Annotated in this window: 14 protein-coding genes; 10 read left to right on the top strand and 4 right to left on the bottom strand. The window is 68.5% G+C overall.

The window, feature by feature from the left end; all coding sequences use genetic code 11:
- Nucleotides 1–23 precede the first annotated feature (23 nt).
- Nucleotides 24–848: an undecaprenyl-diphosphate phosphatase gene (locus tag ACIPYT_RS12585; protein ID WP_401074443.1), complete on the top strand. Its 825-nt coding sequence runs from the start codon at nucleotides 24–26 to the stop codon at nucleotides 846–848.
- A 15-nt stretch (nucleotides 849–863) separates the two neighbouring features.
- Here the strand turns inward: ACIPYT_RS12585 and ACIPYT_RS12590 are convergent, their stop codons facing one another.
- Nucleotides 864–1,712, bottom strand: coding sequence for a PAC2 family protein (locus ACIPYT_RS12590; protein ID WP_401074447.1), 849 nt, complete (start codon nucleotides 1,710–1,712; stop codon nucleotides 864–866).
- A 90-nt stretch (nucleotides 1,713–1,802) separates the two neighbouring features.
- Between ACIPYT_RS12590 and ACIPYT_RS12595 the strand changes: the two genes are divergently transcribed.
- From ACIPYT_RS12595 to lnt, 9 genes are read left to right on the top strand one after another with little or no spacing between them, the layout of a single operon-like run.
- Nucleotides 1,803–2,486: an HAD family hydrolase gene (locus ACIPYT_RS12595; RefSeq protein ID WP_401074450.1), complete on the top strand. Its 684-nt coding sequence runs from the start codon at nucleotides 1,803–1,805 to the stop codon at nucleotides 2,484–2,486.
- On the top strand, nucleotides 2,483–3,502 hold the full coding sequence (locus ACIPYT_RS12600) for a tRNA (adenine-N1)-methyltransferase (protein WP_401074453.1): 1,020 nt from the start codon (nucleotides 2,483–2,485) through the stop codon (nucleotides 3,500–3,502). The genes ACIPYT_RS12595 and ACIPYT_RS12600 overlap by 4 nt, the downstream gene beginning before the upstream one ends.
- 10 nt (nucleotides 3,503–3,512) lie before the next feature.
- Nucleotides 3,513–4,439: a hypothetical protein gene (locus ACIPYT_RS12605; RefSeq protein ID WP_401074456.1), complete on the top strand. Its 927-nt coding sequence runs from the start codon at nucleotides 3,513–3,515 to the stop codon at nucleotides 4,437–4,439.
- The gene (locus ACIPYT_RS12610) at nucleotides 4,439–5,428 is read left to right on the top strand and encodes a helix-turn-helix transcriptional regulator (RefSeq protein ID WP_401074459.1); all 990 of its coding nucleotides are present in this window, start codon (nucleotides 4,439–4,441) and stop codon (nucleotides 5,426–5,428) included. Before ACIPYT_RS12605 ends, ACIPYT_RS12610 begins: the two co-directional genes overlap by 1 nt.
- Nucleotides 5,425–6,414, top strand: coding sequence for a helix-turn-helix transcriptional regulator (locus tag ACIPYT_RS12615; protein ID WP_401074461.1), 990 nt, complete (start codon nucleotides 5,425–5,427; stop codon nucleotides 6,412–6,414). The genes ACIPYT_RS12610 and ACIPYT_RS12615 overlap by 4 nt, the downstream gene beginning before the upstream one ends.
- 26 nt (nucleotides 6,415–6,440) lie before the next feature.
- Entirely contained in the window at nucleotides 6,441–6,701 is a 261-nt protein-coding gene (gene tatA, locus ACIPYT_RS12620) for a Sec-independent protein translocase subunit TatA (protein WP_401074463.1), read from the top strand.
- A 54-nt stretch (nucleotides 6,702–6,755) separates the two neighbouring features.
- Nucleotides 6,756–7,514 (top strand): twin-arginine translocase subunit TatC, encoded by a 759-nt coding sequence (gene tatC / locus ACIPYT_RS12625; protein ID WP_401074466.1) that lies wholly within the window; start codon nucleotides 6,756–6,758, stop codon nucleotides 7,512–7,514.
- On the top strand, nucleotides 7,511–9,985 hold the full coding sequence (locus ACIPYT_RS12630; RefSeq protein ID WP_401074469.1) for a DEAD/DEAH box helicase: 2,475 nt from the start codon (nucleotides 7,511–7,513) through the stop codon (nucleotides 9,983–9,985). The genes tatC and ACIPYT_RS12630 overlap by 4 nt, the downstream gene beginning before the upstream one ends.
- A gap of 11 nt (nucleotides 9,986–9,996) precedes the next feature.
- Complete coding sequence (gene lnt / locus ACIPYT_RS12635) at nucleotides 9,997–11,526, top strand: apolipoprotein N-acyltransferase (protein WP_401074471.1); 1,530 nt, start codon at nucleotides 9,997–9,999, stop codon at nucleotides 11,524–11,526.
- Here lnt and ACIPYT_RS12640 read toward each other — a convergent pair whose 3' ends face one another.
- The 3 genes from ACIPYT_RS12640 to ACIPYT_RS12650 form a co-directional block, all read right to left on the bottom strand.
- A complete protein-coding gene (locus ACIPYT_RS12640; protein WP_050720988.1) occupies nucleotides 11,527–11,910 on the bottom strand; it encodes an RNA polymerase-binding protein RbpA in 384 nt (127 codons plus the stop codon).
- 122 nt (nucleotides 11,911–12,032) lie between these two features.
- Entirely contained in the window at nucleotides 12,033–12,806 is a 774-nt protein-coding gene (locus tag ACIPYT_RS12645) for a glycerophosphodiester phosphodiesterase family protein (RefSeq protein WP_401074474.1), read from the bottom strand.
- Nucleotides 12,803–13,729 (bottom strand): SPFH domain-containing protein, encoded by a 927-nt coding sequence (locus ACIPYT_RS12650; protein ID WP_401074477.1) that lies wholly within the window; start codon nucleotides 13,727–13,729, stop codon nucleotides 12,803–12,805. The genes ACIPYT_RS12645 and ACIPYT_RS12650 overlap by 4 nt, the downstream gene beginning before the upstream one ends.
- Nucleotides 13,730–13,740: the final 11 nt, after the last annotated feature.

Raw genomic sequence — 13,740 nt, forward strand, 5'->3', positions numbered from 1 at the left:
CACCGACCCCCGTAAGGCCCGCCATGCACCTGTTCGAAGCGCTCATCCTCGGCATCGTGCAGGGACTCACCGAGTTCCTGCCGATCTCCTCCAGCGCACATCTGCGCATCCTCGGCACGTTCCTGCCGTCCGGGGAGGACCCGGGCGCCGCGTTCACCGCGATCACGCAGATCGGCACGGAGGCCGCCGTCGTGGTCTTCTTCTGGCGCGACATCGTGCGGATCATCCGCCAGTGGTTCCGGTCGTTGATCGGCAAGACGCCGAAGAGCGACCCCGATGCGCGGATGGGCTGGATGATCATCATCGGCAGCATCCCGATCGTGCTGCTGGGGCTGCTGTTCCAGGATCAGATCGAGAGCGTGTTCCGATCGCTGTGGATCGTCGCGATCATGCTCATCGTGTTCGGCATCCTGCTCGGCATCGCGGATCACGTGGGCGCGAAGCGTCGCAAGCTCGACGATCTCACGTATCCGCACGGAATCGCCTACGGCTTCGCCCAGGCACTCGCACTGATCCCGGGAGTGTCGCGCTCGGGCGGCACGATCACGATGGGGCTCTTCCTCGGTTACGAGCGCGCGGCGGCCGCGCGGTACGCCTTCCTCCTGGCGATCCCCGCGGTGTTCGGCAGCGGCTTCTATCAGGTGTTCAAGAGCTGGGACGAGCCCGCGTTCTTCTCCTTCGGCGACACGCTCGCCGCGACCGGGATCGCCTTCGTCGTGGCCCTCGGTGTGATCGCGTTCTTCATGAACTACATCTCGAAGCGCAGCTTCCTGCCGTTCGTGATCTACCGCATCCTGCTCGGCACCGTGCTGCTGATCCTGCTCGGTACGGGTGTCATCGCCCCCTGACCGGAGCCCGGGCGTTCAGCCCTTGCGGTCGGCAGGGCCGTCGCCACGACGCTTCAGGTACCGCTCGAAGGCCTGGGCGATCGCGTCGCCCGAGGCATCGGGGGAGTCCCAGGTGTCGCGGGTGCGCTCCAACTGACGGATGTACTCCGTCATGTCCTCGTCGTCGGCGGCCGCGGCGTCGATCGACGCCTCCCATGCGGCGGCCTCGGTGCGCAGGTGGTCTCGCGTCACGTCGACGCCCGTGAGCTCCTCGAGACGGTCGAGCAGCGCGAGCGTGACCTTCGGAGAGGGAGAGGCCGAGGCCACATAGTGCGGCACGCTCGCCCACAGACTCGCGGTGGGGATGCCGGCGGACTCGGCGAAGTGCTCGAAGACGCTGAGGATGCCGACCGGCCCCTCGTACAGTGAGCGCTCGAGGCCGTGCGCCTCTCTGACCTGCTCGTTCTGACTCGACGCGAAGATCGAGATCGGGCGGGTGTGCGGAACGTCGGACAGCATGGCGCCGAGGGTCACGAGTCCGGTGATGTCGTCGCGCAGCGCCACGTCGATGAACTCCGAGGCGAACGCCTGCCAGGTGCGGGCGGGCTCGACACCCGTGAGCACCCAGAACTCCGGACCGGGACCGGGGTCGCGCGGACGCCACAGACCGGCTTCCGGCCAGGTGAGCTGACGACGCCCCTCGGCGTCCATCTTGGTGGCCGGGCGCGTGTACTGGTAGTCGAAGTACAACTCGGGGTCGATCGAGTGCACGAGTTCGTACTCGCTCATCTCGCGCAGCGCGGCGATCGCGCCGCTCGCCGCTTCACCCGCGTCGTTCCAGCCGTCGAAGGCGGCGATGATGATGCGCGAACCGAGGACATCCATCGTGGTCTCCCTTCGAGATTCCGGATCGGTATCCCTCCAGGCTAGTCCGCCCGCGCGGGGACCGCGCTGCGCCACGGCTAACATAGACCGGTGAGCAGACAGCCCCGCGCGATCCTCTGGGACATGGACGGAACCCTGGTCGACACCGAGCCGTATTGGATGGCTGCGGAGACGGCCCTCGTCGAGTCGTACGGCGGCACGTGGTCTCACGAGCAGGCTCTGCAGCTCGTCGGCAACGGTCTGATCGACAGTGCCGTGATCCTGCAGAACGCCGGAGTCGACATGGAGGCGGACGCGATCATCGGACTCCTCACCGATCGCGTCCAGCAGTCGCTGCGCACCCAGGGCGTACCCTTCCGGCCGGGCGCCCGCGAGCTGCTGCTCGATCTCAAGGCGGCGGGCATCCCGACGGGTCTCGTGACGATGTCGCTGCGACGGATGGCCATGAGCGTCGTCGATCTGATCGAGTTCGACGCGTTCGACGTCGTGGTCGCGGGAGACGATGTCTCGAATCCGAAGCCGCATCCGGAGCCGTATCTGACGGGCGCGGCGCTGCTCGACGTCGACGTCGCCGACACCGTGGTCATCGAGGACTCGCCGACCGGTCTCCGTGCCGGCCTCGCCGCGGGGGCGGTGGCGCTCGGGGTGCCGCACATCGTGCCCCTCGACCACGTCGGCGCGCACGAGCTGTGGCCCACTCTGCAAGACCGCACCGCCGCGGATCTCATCGATCTGTTCGACCGCAAGACGTCCATGACGGGAGCGACCCGATGACCACGACCAGCGCGCACCGCCCCAGCGGGCCGTTCCGCGAGGGCGACCGCGTCCAGCTGACCGGGCCGAAGGGTCGTCTGCACACTGTGACCCTCCGCGAAGACGGAGAGCTGCACACGCATCAGGGCGTGCTCCGTCACCGTGATCTGATCGGGCTTCCCGACGGCTCGGTGGTCGCCAACAGCTCGGGCCACGACTATCTCGCGCTACGACCGCTGCTGCGAGACTTCGCGATGTCGATGCCGCGCGGCGCGGCGATCGTCTACCCGAAGGATGCCGCGCAGATCGTCATGCAGGCCGATGTGTTCCCCGGATCCGTGGTGGTCGAGGCAGGCGTCGGCTCCGGCGCGCTGTCGCTGTCGCTGCTCCGAGCGATCGGACACGACGGTCGTCTGGTCTCGTTCGAGCGTCGCGAGGACTTCGCCGACGTGGCCCGGGCGAACGTGGAGACCTTCTTCGGCGAGACGCCGTCGACCTGGGACGTCGTGGTCGGCGACCTCGCCGAGCAGCTGCCGGCGCAGTTCGACGACGGCACGGTCGACCGCGTAGTGCTCGACATGCTCGCGCCCTGGGAGTGCATGGACGTCGTCGCCGACGCTTTGACCCCGGGCGGCGTCGTGCTCTGCTACGTCGCGACCGCGACCCAGCTGTCGCGCGTCGCGGAGTACATCCGCGGCACCGGGCTGTTCACCGATCCCGACGCCTCCGAGACCATGGTGCGCGGCTGGCACGTCGAGGGGCTGGCGGTGCGTCCCGACCACCGCATGGTCGCCCACACCGGCTTCCTGCTGACGGCGCGTCGACTCGCGCCCGGCGCGATCGCGCCCTCGGTCAAGCGCCGTGCGTCGAAGAGCAGCTACGGCGATGCGGATGTCGAGGCGTGGACGCCGGGCGCCGTGGGCGACAGGGAGATCACCGACAAGAACCTCCGCAAGCGCGCGCGGGAGGCCGCGAAGGCCGCCGAGGGCGCGCGGATGGCGAGCGCTTCGCGCGAATCGGAGCCCCCGACGGAATAGACTGGAGCGCGTGCGTAAAACGTCCGCCGTTCTGGCCACCCTCAGCCTCGCCGCCCTCGCTCTGAGCGGGTGCGCCGCCGCCCCGTCGTTCGCGGGCGACTCGTGCGATCGCGCGGGTTCCGGCGACGCCGTGTCGAACGCCGTCACCGTGACCGGCGATTTCGGAGCGAAGCCCGACGTCGAGGTCTTCGCCCCGGCCAAGTTCCCTGAGACGTCCTTCGAGGACGTCGTCGTGGGGACGGGGCTCCCGCTCATCGACGAGACGCAGGTGATGACCACCGAACTCTCGATCTACAGTGCAACGACAGGCGAGTTGGTCTTCCAGTCGCCCTACTCCGACGACTCCGAGAGTCTGTCGAACATCGCGACGCTGGCACCGCAGTTCCCTGGCCTCGCATCGGTGCTCGAGTGCGCGACGGGCGGTTCGCGGGTCATCGCCGGCGTGCCGGCCGACGGCGTGGCAGAGGACACGCGCAGTGGCCTCGGTCTCGAAGAGGGCGACGCCGCGATCGTGGTCGTCGATCTCCTCAAGGTCTACCCGTCGAAGGCGGAGGGTGCGCTCCAGTTCAACGACGCCCGCAATATGCCGACGGTCGTGCGCGCCCCTGACGGCACCCCCGGCGTGATCATCCCCGACACCGATGCACCGAAGAAGATCGTGACGCAGACGCTCATCAAGGGCGACGGCGCCGAGGTCGAGGCCGATCAGACCCCGCTCGTGAACCTCACGGTCGTGGGCTGGGACGATCACGAGGTCAAGACGACGACCTGGGGCGCCAACCCGAACCTCGACCTCGCGTCGACGTCGCCCGACGTCGCGAAGGAGCTCGTCGGCAAGACCGTCGGATCGCAGGTGCTCGTGGTGACGCCCGCATCCGACAGCGGCCCCGCGCTCGCCTACGTCATCGACATCCTGGGTGCAGTGACGGCTCGCTGATGGCGGCCCGGATTCCCGCGGAGGAGCGCCTGACGAATCTCGTCGTGGCGCTCATGGCCACGGAGATCGGGCTCACGAAGCAGCAGATCCTCGACAACGTCTCCGGCTACCGCCAGAGGGCGGATGCGGGAGCTCGACCGGATGCGCTCGAGAAGATGTTCGAGCGCGACAAGGACGAGCTGCGCACGCTCGGCGTCCCCGTCGAGACGCTCGGCGACCAGGCCGATCCGAACGACCTGCGCGAGGCCCGCTACCGTATTCCGCAGGCGGAATACGACCTCCCGGGTGACATCGAGTTCACCGCCGCCGAGCTTGCGGTCCTCCGCCTCGCGGGCAGCGTGTGGAGCGCCGAGTCCGCATCCGGCGATGCGCAGGCCGGCGTCCGCAAGATCCGGGCTCTCGGCATCGACGGCGACGAGCCCATCATCGGGTTCGCTCCTCGGATCACGGCACGCAGCGCGGCCTTCGCGCCGCTGCAGGATGCGATCGAGAAGAGCAGGGTGGTGTCGTTCGACTACCTGAAGCCGGGGGAGGACGCCCCGCGTCGACGCAGCATCCGTCCTCTCGCTCTCGTCGACTTCGAGGCCCGCTGGCACGTGTTCGGCGTGGACGTCGCGATCGACGAGGACCGCATGTTCCTCCTCAGCCGGATCGTGGGAGCCGTCACGGTCACGTCGACCGCGTTCGACCCGGCACTGCGCGATGGTGCGGGGGAGCGGGCGCTGGCGGGGCTCGAGCAGGTCGCCGCCGTGAATTCGGCGTTGCTCGAGGTCACTCCCGGCACCGAGGCGGCGCTCCGGCTCGGACGACGTGCCGAGCCGGCGACCCAGGGCATCCGCGTGCCCTTCGTCGACCTGCACATCCTCGCCGACGAACTGGCCTCGTACGGACCGGAGGTCCGGGTCGTGGAGCCCGCTCCGCTGCGGGATGCCGTGATCTCCCGCCTCCGTGCTGTCATCGCCGCCAACACCGACGAGGAGGCCCGATGAGCGCTCAGGCCAAGCCGCTGCTCGCGGCCGACCGAGTCCGGGTGTACCTGACGCTCGTCCCGTACCTGCTTGAGCACGGACAGGTGTCGCTCACGGAGGCGGCGAGCGAGTTCGGCGTCACGCCGCGCGAGATGCGTCAGATGGTCGAGAAGCTCACGGTGATCGGGCTCCCCGGGGACTCCGGCTACTGGCAGCAGCCGCAGGAGATGTTCGACATCAACTGGGACCTCCTCGAACAGGAGGACGTGATCGAGATCACGAACGACGTCGCGCTCCGCCGGGTCCCGCGCTTCACCGCTCGGGAGGCCGCCGCACTGCTCGCCGGGCTCCAGATGGTCGCCGCCGTGCCCGCGGTGTCGGACTCCGGGCTCGTGAGCGGACTCATCTCGAAGCTGTCGCGGGGTGCGGCCGACGCGCCCGCAGAGGTCGTCGTGGCGCCCAGCGCAGTCGACGAGGTGCGACAGGTCGTCTCCCGCGGGATCCAGGAGGGCGTCGCCGTCGCCTTCACCTACCAGGCGCCCGACTCGGCTCCGACCACGCGGACGGTCGACCCGGTGCAGGTGCTCATCACGAACGCTCAGTGGTACCTGCAGGGCTGGTGCCACCTGCGCCAGGCGATGCGTACGTTCCACCTCGACCGTGTGAGCGATGCACGCCTCACCGACATCCCGATCACGCACGCGGGAGATCACGTGCCGGAGGCCTTCGCGGCGGCGGCGGACGAGGGAGAGGTGCGCGTCAGGGTCCCCGAGCGGATCGCGCCGCTTTTGCGCGGCTTCGTCTCCGGCGACGACATGGAATCCGTCGGCGGAGTCGTGACAGCGCGCCTGCACCTCGCGGACCCCCGTGGCGTCAAGCGCCTCGCCGCGCGCTTCGGCGGCGTCATCGAGGTCGTCGACCCCGGAGTCGCCCGTGCTGCGACGCGCGACTGGGCCGCGGCGGGACTCGCCCTGTACCGGGACCCCGATACCGCGGACGCCGGTTAGACTGTCAGAAACGACGAAGGAGAATCATGGGCGCTTTCGGTTGGCCACATCTGCTGATCATCCTCGCCGTCATCCTGCTGCTTTTCGGCGCGGCCAAGCTGCCGGCGCTGGCCAAGAGCCTCGGTCAGTCCGCACGCGTCTTCAAGGGCGAGATGAAGGCCATGAAGAGCGACGACGCGACGGACGCACAGGGAACGACCACGGTCTCGCCTGCTCCGACGCCGTCGGCAACAGACACGACGGTCTCGCGCGACGCCGACCCGGGTCAGCCTCCTCGATCCGCGTAGGCCGTGTCCGCTCTCGATTCCGCTGATCAGGAGACCTCCGGTCGCGACAGGCGGATGTCTCTCGGTGCGCACCTGATCGAGCTGCGCAAGCGACTCGTCATCGCCGCCGCCGCTCTCGTGGTCGGCATGATCATCGCCTTCATCGTGACGGGGCCGATCATCGACCTGCTGTCGATCCCGATCCGTGCTATTGCGGCTGAAGAGGGGCGTGAGTACACCGGCCTCAACTTCACGACCGTGACGAGCGGGTTCGATCTGCGCATGCGCATCGCCTTCGCGATCGGTCTGCTCATCTCCGCACCTGCCTGGCTCTGGCAGCTCTGGGCCTTCATCATGCCGGGCCTGACCAAGAAGGAGACCCAGTACACCTGGGGCTTCCTCGGATCCGCCATCCCGTTGTTCTTCGGCGGTTGCACCGTGGCGTTCTTCGTTCTGCCGCACGTGATCGAGATCATGGCATCGTTCGTCCCCACGGGGATGGCCCAGTTCTACGACTATTCGGGGTACTACGACTTCGTCTTCAAGTTCCTCCTGGTCGTCGGCATCGCCTTCGTCCTCCCTGTCTTCCTCGTGGCGCTCAACGTCGCAGGCGTGATCTCGGGTCGCGAAATCCTGAAGGGATGGCGTGTCGCCATCCTCATCTGCACGATCTTCGCCGCGATCACCACCCCGCCCGCCGACGTGTTCTCGATGCTGCTGCTCATGGCATCGATGATCGTGCTGTACTTCGCGGCGACGCTGATCTCGATGCTGTTCGACCGGCGCAAGCGCAAGCGCGACGAAGCCGCCGGCGTCGGCACCGCGGCCGCATGAGTTCGCCCGCCGAGAGGTACGCCGCCGCCCGCGAGTCCTCCGCCCACCCGGAGACGACCGCGTTCGCCGCGCGCCAGAAGTTCGATCTCGATCCGTTCCAGGTCGAGGGGTGTCATGCGCTCGAGCGCGGCAACAGCGTTCTCGTCGCCGCTCCGACAGGGGCGGGCAAGACAATCGTGGGCGAGTTCGCGATCCACCTGGCGATGCGCACTCCACGCGACAAGGCTTTCTACACGACGCCGATGAAGGCACTGTCGAATCAGAAGTTCCGAGAGCTGGTCGACGTGTACGGCGCCGACCAGGTCGGACTCCTCACCGGCGACACGAACATCAACGGCAACGCTCGGATCGTCGTGATGACGACCGAGGTGCTCCGCAACATGATCTACGCCGATTCCGCGGCTCTGCGCGACCTGCGGTACGTGATCATGGACGAGGTGCACTATCTCGCCGACCGCTTCCGCGGTGCTGTGTGGGAAGAGGTCATCATCCATCTCCCGCCGCACGTGAGGCTCGTGTCGTTGAGCGCGACCGTGTCGAACGCCGAGGAGTTCGGCGACTGGCTCGACACGGTGCGCGGCGACACCGAGGTGATCGTCTCCGAGATCCGCCCGGTGCCTCTCGAGCAGCACGTCCTCGTGCGGGACGACCTCCTCCCGCTGTTCGACGATCGGGCCGGTCTCGCGACCTCGCGCGTGAACCAGGAGCTGATGCGCATCCGCTCGTTCACGGGTTCGCACTACGAGCAGAACCGCGAGGCGCAGTCGTACCGCAGCAACCGGCACGCCGGGCGGCAGGCCCAGAGGCCGCCGCGCGGCGGGCGCCGACCCGTGCGCTCGGCGAACGTCCGACGGATCGAGCGGATGGACCGCCCCGACGTCGTCCGACTTCTCGAACGCTCGAACCTCCTCCCGGCGATCTTCTTCATCTTCAGCCGCGTCGGTTGCGACGCTGCAGTGCAGCAGGTGCGTCGCTCCGGCCTGCGCTTGACGTCGGCGGAGGAGCGCGCGGAGATCCGGGCGATCGTGGAAGAGCGCACCCGCACGCTGCAGGACGAGGATCTCGGCGTCCTGGGCTACTTCGAGTGGTTGGACAATCTGGAGCGCGGCGTCGCTTCACACCACGCCGGTCTGCTGCCCGCGTTCAAAGAGGTCGTCGAAGAGCTCTTCCAGCGCAAGCTCGTGAAGGTCGTGTTCGCGACCGAGACCCTGGCGCTCGGCATCAACATGCCGGCGCGCACGGTCGTGCTCGAGAAGATGGAGAAGTTCAACGGCGAGGCCCGGGTCGCGATCACCTCGGGGGAGTACACCCAGCTCACCGGACGAGCCGGACGCCGCGGCATCGACGTCGAAGGCCACGCCGTGGTGCAGTGGACCGAGGGAATGGACCCGCAGGCCGTCGCCGCACTGGCGTCGCGCCGCACGTATCCGCTGAACTCGAGCTTCCGCCCGACGTACAACATGGCGGTCAACCTGATCGACCTGTTCGGCACGGCGAGAGCCCGGGAGGTGCTCGAGTCGTCGTTCGCGCAGTTCCAGGCCGACCGCGCGGTGGTGGGCCTGGCCCGCAAGGTGCGCGAGGCGGAGGAGTCGCTCGACGGCTACCGCTCGGCCATGAGCTGCGAGCACGGCGACTTCATGGAGTACGCGTCGATGCGGCGCGAGCTCAGCGACCTCGAGAAGAAGAACCGCCAGGACTCGAACGCCCCGCGTGCCGCACGTGACAAGCGCATGAAGCAGATCCAGGCCGTCCGCACGCGCATGCAGAGACACGGATGCCATCGTTGCCCCGATCGGGAGGCCCACGCACGGTGGGCCGAACGCTACTGGAAGCTCAAGCGCGAGACCGATCGCACGCGTCGGCAGATCGAGAACCGCACGGGCACCGTCGCGCGGGTGTTCGACCGCGTCGTGGAGGTGCTCGAGACACTCGACTACCTCCACCGGGACGGCGGCGAGGCGACGCTGACGGAAGCGGGGCGCACCATGCGCCGCATCTACGGCGATCGCGACCTCCTGGTCGCGGAGTCGCTCCGCCAGGGCCTCTGGACGGGTCTGGACGCTCCGTCGCTCGCGGCGATGGCCTGCTGCCTTGTGTACGAGCCGCGACGCGACGAGGCGAACGCGGGGGAGCGGGGGCTGCCCCGCGGCGCCTTCCGTGCGGCCTATGAGAAGACCACGACGCTGTGGGCGGAGCTCGACGACCTCGAGAAGGACCACAGCCTGCCCGGCACCGAACCGCTGGCGGCAGGGCTCGCCGGCGCGATGCACGCGTGGGCACGGGGCGGGACGCTCGACCGTGTGCTGATCGACGCCGACATGGCCGCGGGTGACTTCGTGCGATGGGCGAAGCAGACCATCGATCTGCTCGATCAGCTCTCGATCGTGGCCGAGGATGCCGTGATCGCCCGCAATGCGCGTGCGGCACTCGACGGCGTGCGTCGCGGCATCGTCGCGTACTCGTCGATGTGAGAAGGGGACCGATGTCAGAGTCTCGAGCGCGAGTGGATCCGGTGCGCCCGATCCTGCCCCTGTGGGCGGCGATCCTGAGCGCCGCGGGCGCGGCCCTTCTCATGGACCTCTCCTATCCGGACGCCGCGGTCTGGGTGCTCGCCTTCCCGGCGACCGCTCTGCTGCTGATCGCTCTGATCGGTCGGCGTGCGGGCTCAGCCCTGCTCGTCGGTGCGGTCTTCGGCATCCTGTTCTTCGCCATGCTGGTGTCGTGGACCTCCCGCTACCTCGGACCTGTCCCGTGGCTCGCTCTCGCCGTCGTCGAGGGCGTTCTCACCGCGTTGGCCCTGGTGCTCATCACGCTCGCCTACCGATGGATCCCGCGCGCGCTGCCGGGTGACTGGGCCCGGATCGTCGTGCTGCCCGCCGTCGTCGCCGCACTCTGGATCGGCCGCGAACTGTTCATCGGCTCGTGGCCGTACGGCGGGTTCCCCTGGGCACGTCTCGGAATGACACAGGACCAGAGCCCTCTGGCCCCTCTGGCCTCCTGGCTCGGTGTGTCCGGTCTGGGCTTCGTCATGGTGTTTCTCGTCGCCGTGGTGATCGAGATGGTGCGCCTGCGCCGCGGTCTTCCCCGAATGAGCCCGGCCGTGCCGGCGGCGCTGGTGCTGGTCCTGTTCCTGACGCCGCTCTTCCCGACGACGGCGACGGGGACCATGCGGATCGGTGCCGTGCAGGGCAACGGGCCTACGGGGTACTTCGACGAGCGGACCCCCTTCTCGGTCGTGGACGCACAGACCGAGGCGACCGAACCGCTGTACGGCGAGGACCTAGACCTGCTGGTGTGGCCGGAGGGTTCGCTCGACTACGACCCGTTCCAGACGCCTGATCTGGCCCGTCGCCTGAGTCTGATCAGCACTCGCGTCGACGCCCCGCTGCTCGCGAACGCCGCGACAGGCCGCAACGATCGGTACTACAACACGTCGATGCTGTGGCGTGATGGGGCAGCGGAGGCGATCCACGACAAGCGCCACCCCGTGCCCTTCGGCGAGTACGTGCCCGACCGGGCGTTCTACAACGCTCTCGCGCCCGACCTCATCGGCCTCATCCAGCGCGAGTACACGCCGGGGGAGAACAGCTCAGTGATCGACGTCGACGGCGTGCAGGTGGGTCTCGCGATCTGCTTCGACGTGATCTACGACGACGTGGTGGATCAGGGCGTCCGCGACGGCGCGGAGGTGCTCGTGTTCCAGACGAACAACGCTGACTTCCGCGGCACGGATGAGAACCTGCAGCAACTCGCCTTCGCGCGCATGCGCGCCATCGAGACCGGCCGCAGCGTCGTGAACGTATCGACCGTCGGGACGAGTCAGATCATCCGGCACGACGGCTCGACCGTGTCGAGCCTGGACGCGGATGAGGCCGGAGCGCTGCTCGAGGACGTCGAGCTGCGATCCGGCCTCACGGCGGGTGTGGTCCTGGGCCCCTGGATTCAGCAGATCCTGCTGTGGGGCGGAGTGGGCGCGCTCGTCATCGGGTGGTGGCGCGCCCGCCGGCGCTGATCAGGCGCCGATCTTCTCCCGCGTCGGGTCTTCGCCGGCGCCGCGGCGGGCACGGATGAAAGCGAGACGCTCTTCGAGCAGTTCCTCGAGCTCAGCGCGGGTGCGGCGCTCCATGAGCATGTCCCAGTGGGTACGTGCGGCCTTCTCGTCGGTCGCCTCGAGTGTGACGGCCTGGCCGTCGACGTTCAGTCGGGCCTCGGCGCCGCACGAACGGCATTCCCAGGTCTGCGGCGGCTCGGCGTCCGCCGCGAACATCAGGTTGGTGACGTGGCCGCACGCGTCACAGGTGTAGGTGGTCTCTCGGCGCTCCATGAAAACGACGCCCTCTTCGCTCTGTAGGCTCTGGGCGCCGAGTCGGATGCCGCGTAGGCTGCGATCTGCCATTGTGTGGTCCTCTCGTCGCTGTCAGGTATAACGTCCCAGCCTGTGGGCTTCATCCACGCGCGCGTCTTCTCGGCGCGATTCACAGCGGAATCCCAGCGCCACCGTCGACGGGCGGTCCCTGATCAGCGGTGCAGAGTCTCGACGGCGAGATCCGCGCGGTCCGACACGACACCGTCCACGCCGAGGTCGATCAGGCGACGCATGTCAGCGGGATCGTTCACGGTCCAGACGTGCACCTCGACACCGCGTCCATGAGCGGCTTTCAGAAGCGCCGGAGTCAGCACCTTCAGCGCCCCATGCCGTTCCGGGATCTGCAGGGCGTCGATGTCGCGAAGCGCACGCGCGGGGGAGACCCGCAGCGCGGTGAGCGCCCGTACCGCGGCGATCGTGCCGCTGCCGCCCGACGTCGCGGGGCGCAGGCCGGCGCCCGCCCGGAGAACCGCGGCGATCGTCGCTCGGCGGTTCGCGTCGGCGAAGCTGGTGACGAGCACGCGGTCGACGTGGTCGACGAGGACCGGGCCCAGCGGTTCGGCGGCCTCGCGCGTCTTGACGTCGATGTTGAAACGCGACGTGGGGAACGAGGCCAATGCGTCCGCCACGGTCAGGAGGCCGCCGTGATCGGCGAAGAGCGCCGAGAGCTCGCGTGTCGAGACGTCGCGCACGGCACGCGGGTCACCGGTGAGGCGGGTGAGCGTGGCGTCGTGGAACAGGACGACGTCGCCGTCTGCGGTCACCTGGCAGTCGGTCTCGATGTACTCGGCTCCGGCGGCGTGTGCGGCCGCGAAGGCCACGGCGGAGTTCTCCCAGACTCCCGAGGCTTCACCGGCCGCGGTCACGAGACCGCGGTGGGCGAAGATCCTCGGGTGCCCGGTCTTCTCGAAGAATGGGTGGGTCACGCGCCGGGCGCGCTCGTCGGTCCCGTCCCGGGCTTGGGCGTGAAGGCACTGCCGATGCCCTTGAGGGCCTCGGTGAGCTCGCTCGGGATGATCCAGAGCTTGCTCGACTCGCTCTCGCTGATCTTGGGCAGCATCTGCAGGTACTGGTACGCGAGCAGCTTGTCGTCGGGCTGTCCCTGGTGGATCGCGCTGAACACGTTCTGGATCGCCTCGGCCTCGCCCTGTGCGCGGAGCACAGCGGCCTGCTTGTCGCCCTCGGCCCGGAGGATCTCGGCCTGCCGGCGTCCCTCGGCCTCGAGGATCTGCGACTGCTTCGACCCCTCGGCGGTGAGGATCGCAGCGCGACGGTCGCGCTCGGCGCGCATCTGCTTCTCCATCGAGTCCTGGATCGAGACGGGCGGGTCGATCGCCTTGAGCTCGACGCGTCCCACGCGGATGCCCCACTTGCCGGTCGCCTCGTCCAGCACCACGCGGAGCTGCCCGTTGATGTTGTCGCGGCTGGTCAGAGCCTCTTCGAGGTTGAGACCGCCGACGACGTTGCGGAGAGTGGTGGTGGTCAGCTGCTCGACGGCGCCGAGGTAGTTGGCGATCTCGTACGTCGCCGCCCGGGCGTCCGTGACCTGGAAGTAGACGACCGTGTCGATGGAGACGACGAGGTTGTCCTCCGTGATCACCGGCTGTGGCGGGAACGAGACGACCTGCTCGCGCATGTCGATCAGCGGGCGCAGACGGTCGATGAACGGGACCAGGACGTTGAGCCCCGGCGTCAGCGTCTTGTGATACCGCCCGAGGCGCTCGACGACCCCGGCCGTGGCCTGCGGAATGATGCGGATGGATCGAGCCAGCGTGACCACCGCGAAGATGATGATCGCGATGACGAGGATCCACCCGATCGCGGCGGGGATGAACGAAGTGTCGTTCACGTGCTTCTCCT

This window comes from Microbacterium sp. NPDC089695, from assembly GCF_044749085.1.
In the GTDB taxonomy this organism is placed as follows: domain Bacteria; phylum Actinomycetota; class Actinomycetes; order Actinomycetales; family Microbacteriaceae; genus Microbacterium.

Excerpts from the sequence above, each read along its gene's own strand:
- ACIPYT_RS12615 (WP_401074461.1), top strand. The coding sequence starts at position 5,425 with ATGAGCGCTCAGGCCAAGCCGCTGCTCGCGGCCGACCGAGTCCGGGTG.
- ACIPYT_RS12610 (WP_401074459.1), top strand. The coding sequence starts at position 4,439 with ATGGCGGCCCGGATTCCCGCGGAGGAGCGCCTGACGAATCTCGTCGTG.
- ACIPYT_RS12630 (WP_401074469.1), top strand. The coding sequence starts at position 7,511 with ATGAGTTCGCCCGCCGAGAGGTACGCCGCCGCCCGCGAGTCCTCCGCC.
- tatA (WP_401074463.1), top strand. The coding sequence starts at position 6,441 with ATGGGCGCTTTCGGTTGGCCACATCTGCTGATCATCCTCGCCGTCATC.
- tatC (WP_401074466.1), top strand. The coding sequence starts at position 6,756 with ATGTCTCTCGGTGCGCACCTGATCGAGCTGCGCAAGCGACTCGTCATC.
- lnt (WP_401074471.1), top strand. The coding sequence starts at position 9,997 with ATGTCAGAGTCTCGAGCGCGAGTGGATCCGGTGCGCCCGATCCTGCCC.
- ACIPYT_RS12600 (WP_401074453.1), top strand. The coding sequence starts at position 2,483 with ATGACCACGACCAGCGCGCACCGCCCCAGCGGGCCGTTCCGCGAGGGC.
- ACIPYT_RS12590 (WP_401074447.1), bottom strand. The coding sequence starts at position 1,712 with ATGGATGTCCTCGGTTCGCGCATCATCATCGCCGCCTTCGACGGCTGG.
- ACIPYT_RS12640 (WP_050720988.1), bottom strand. The coding sequence starts at position 11,910 with ATGGCAGATCGCAGCCTACGCGGCATCCGACTCGGCGCCCAGAGCCTA.
- ACIPYT_RS12585 (WP_401074443.1), top strand. The coding sequence starts at position 24 with ATGCACCTGTTCGAAGCGCTCATCCTCGGCATCGTGCAGGGACTCACC.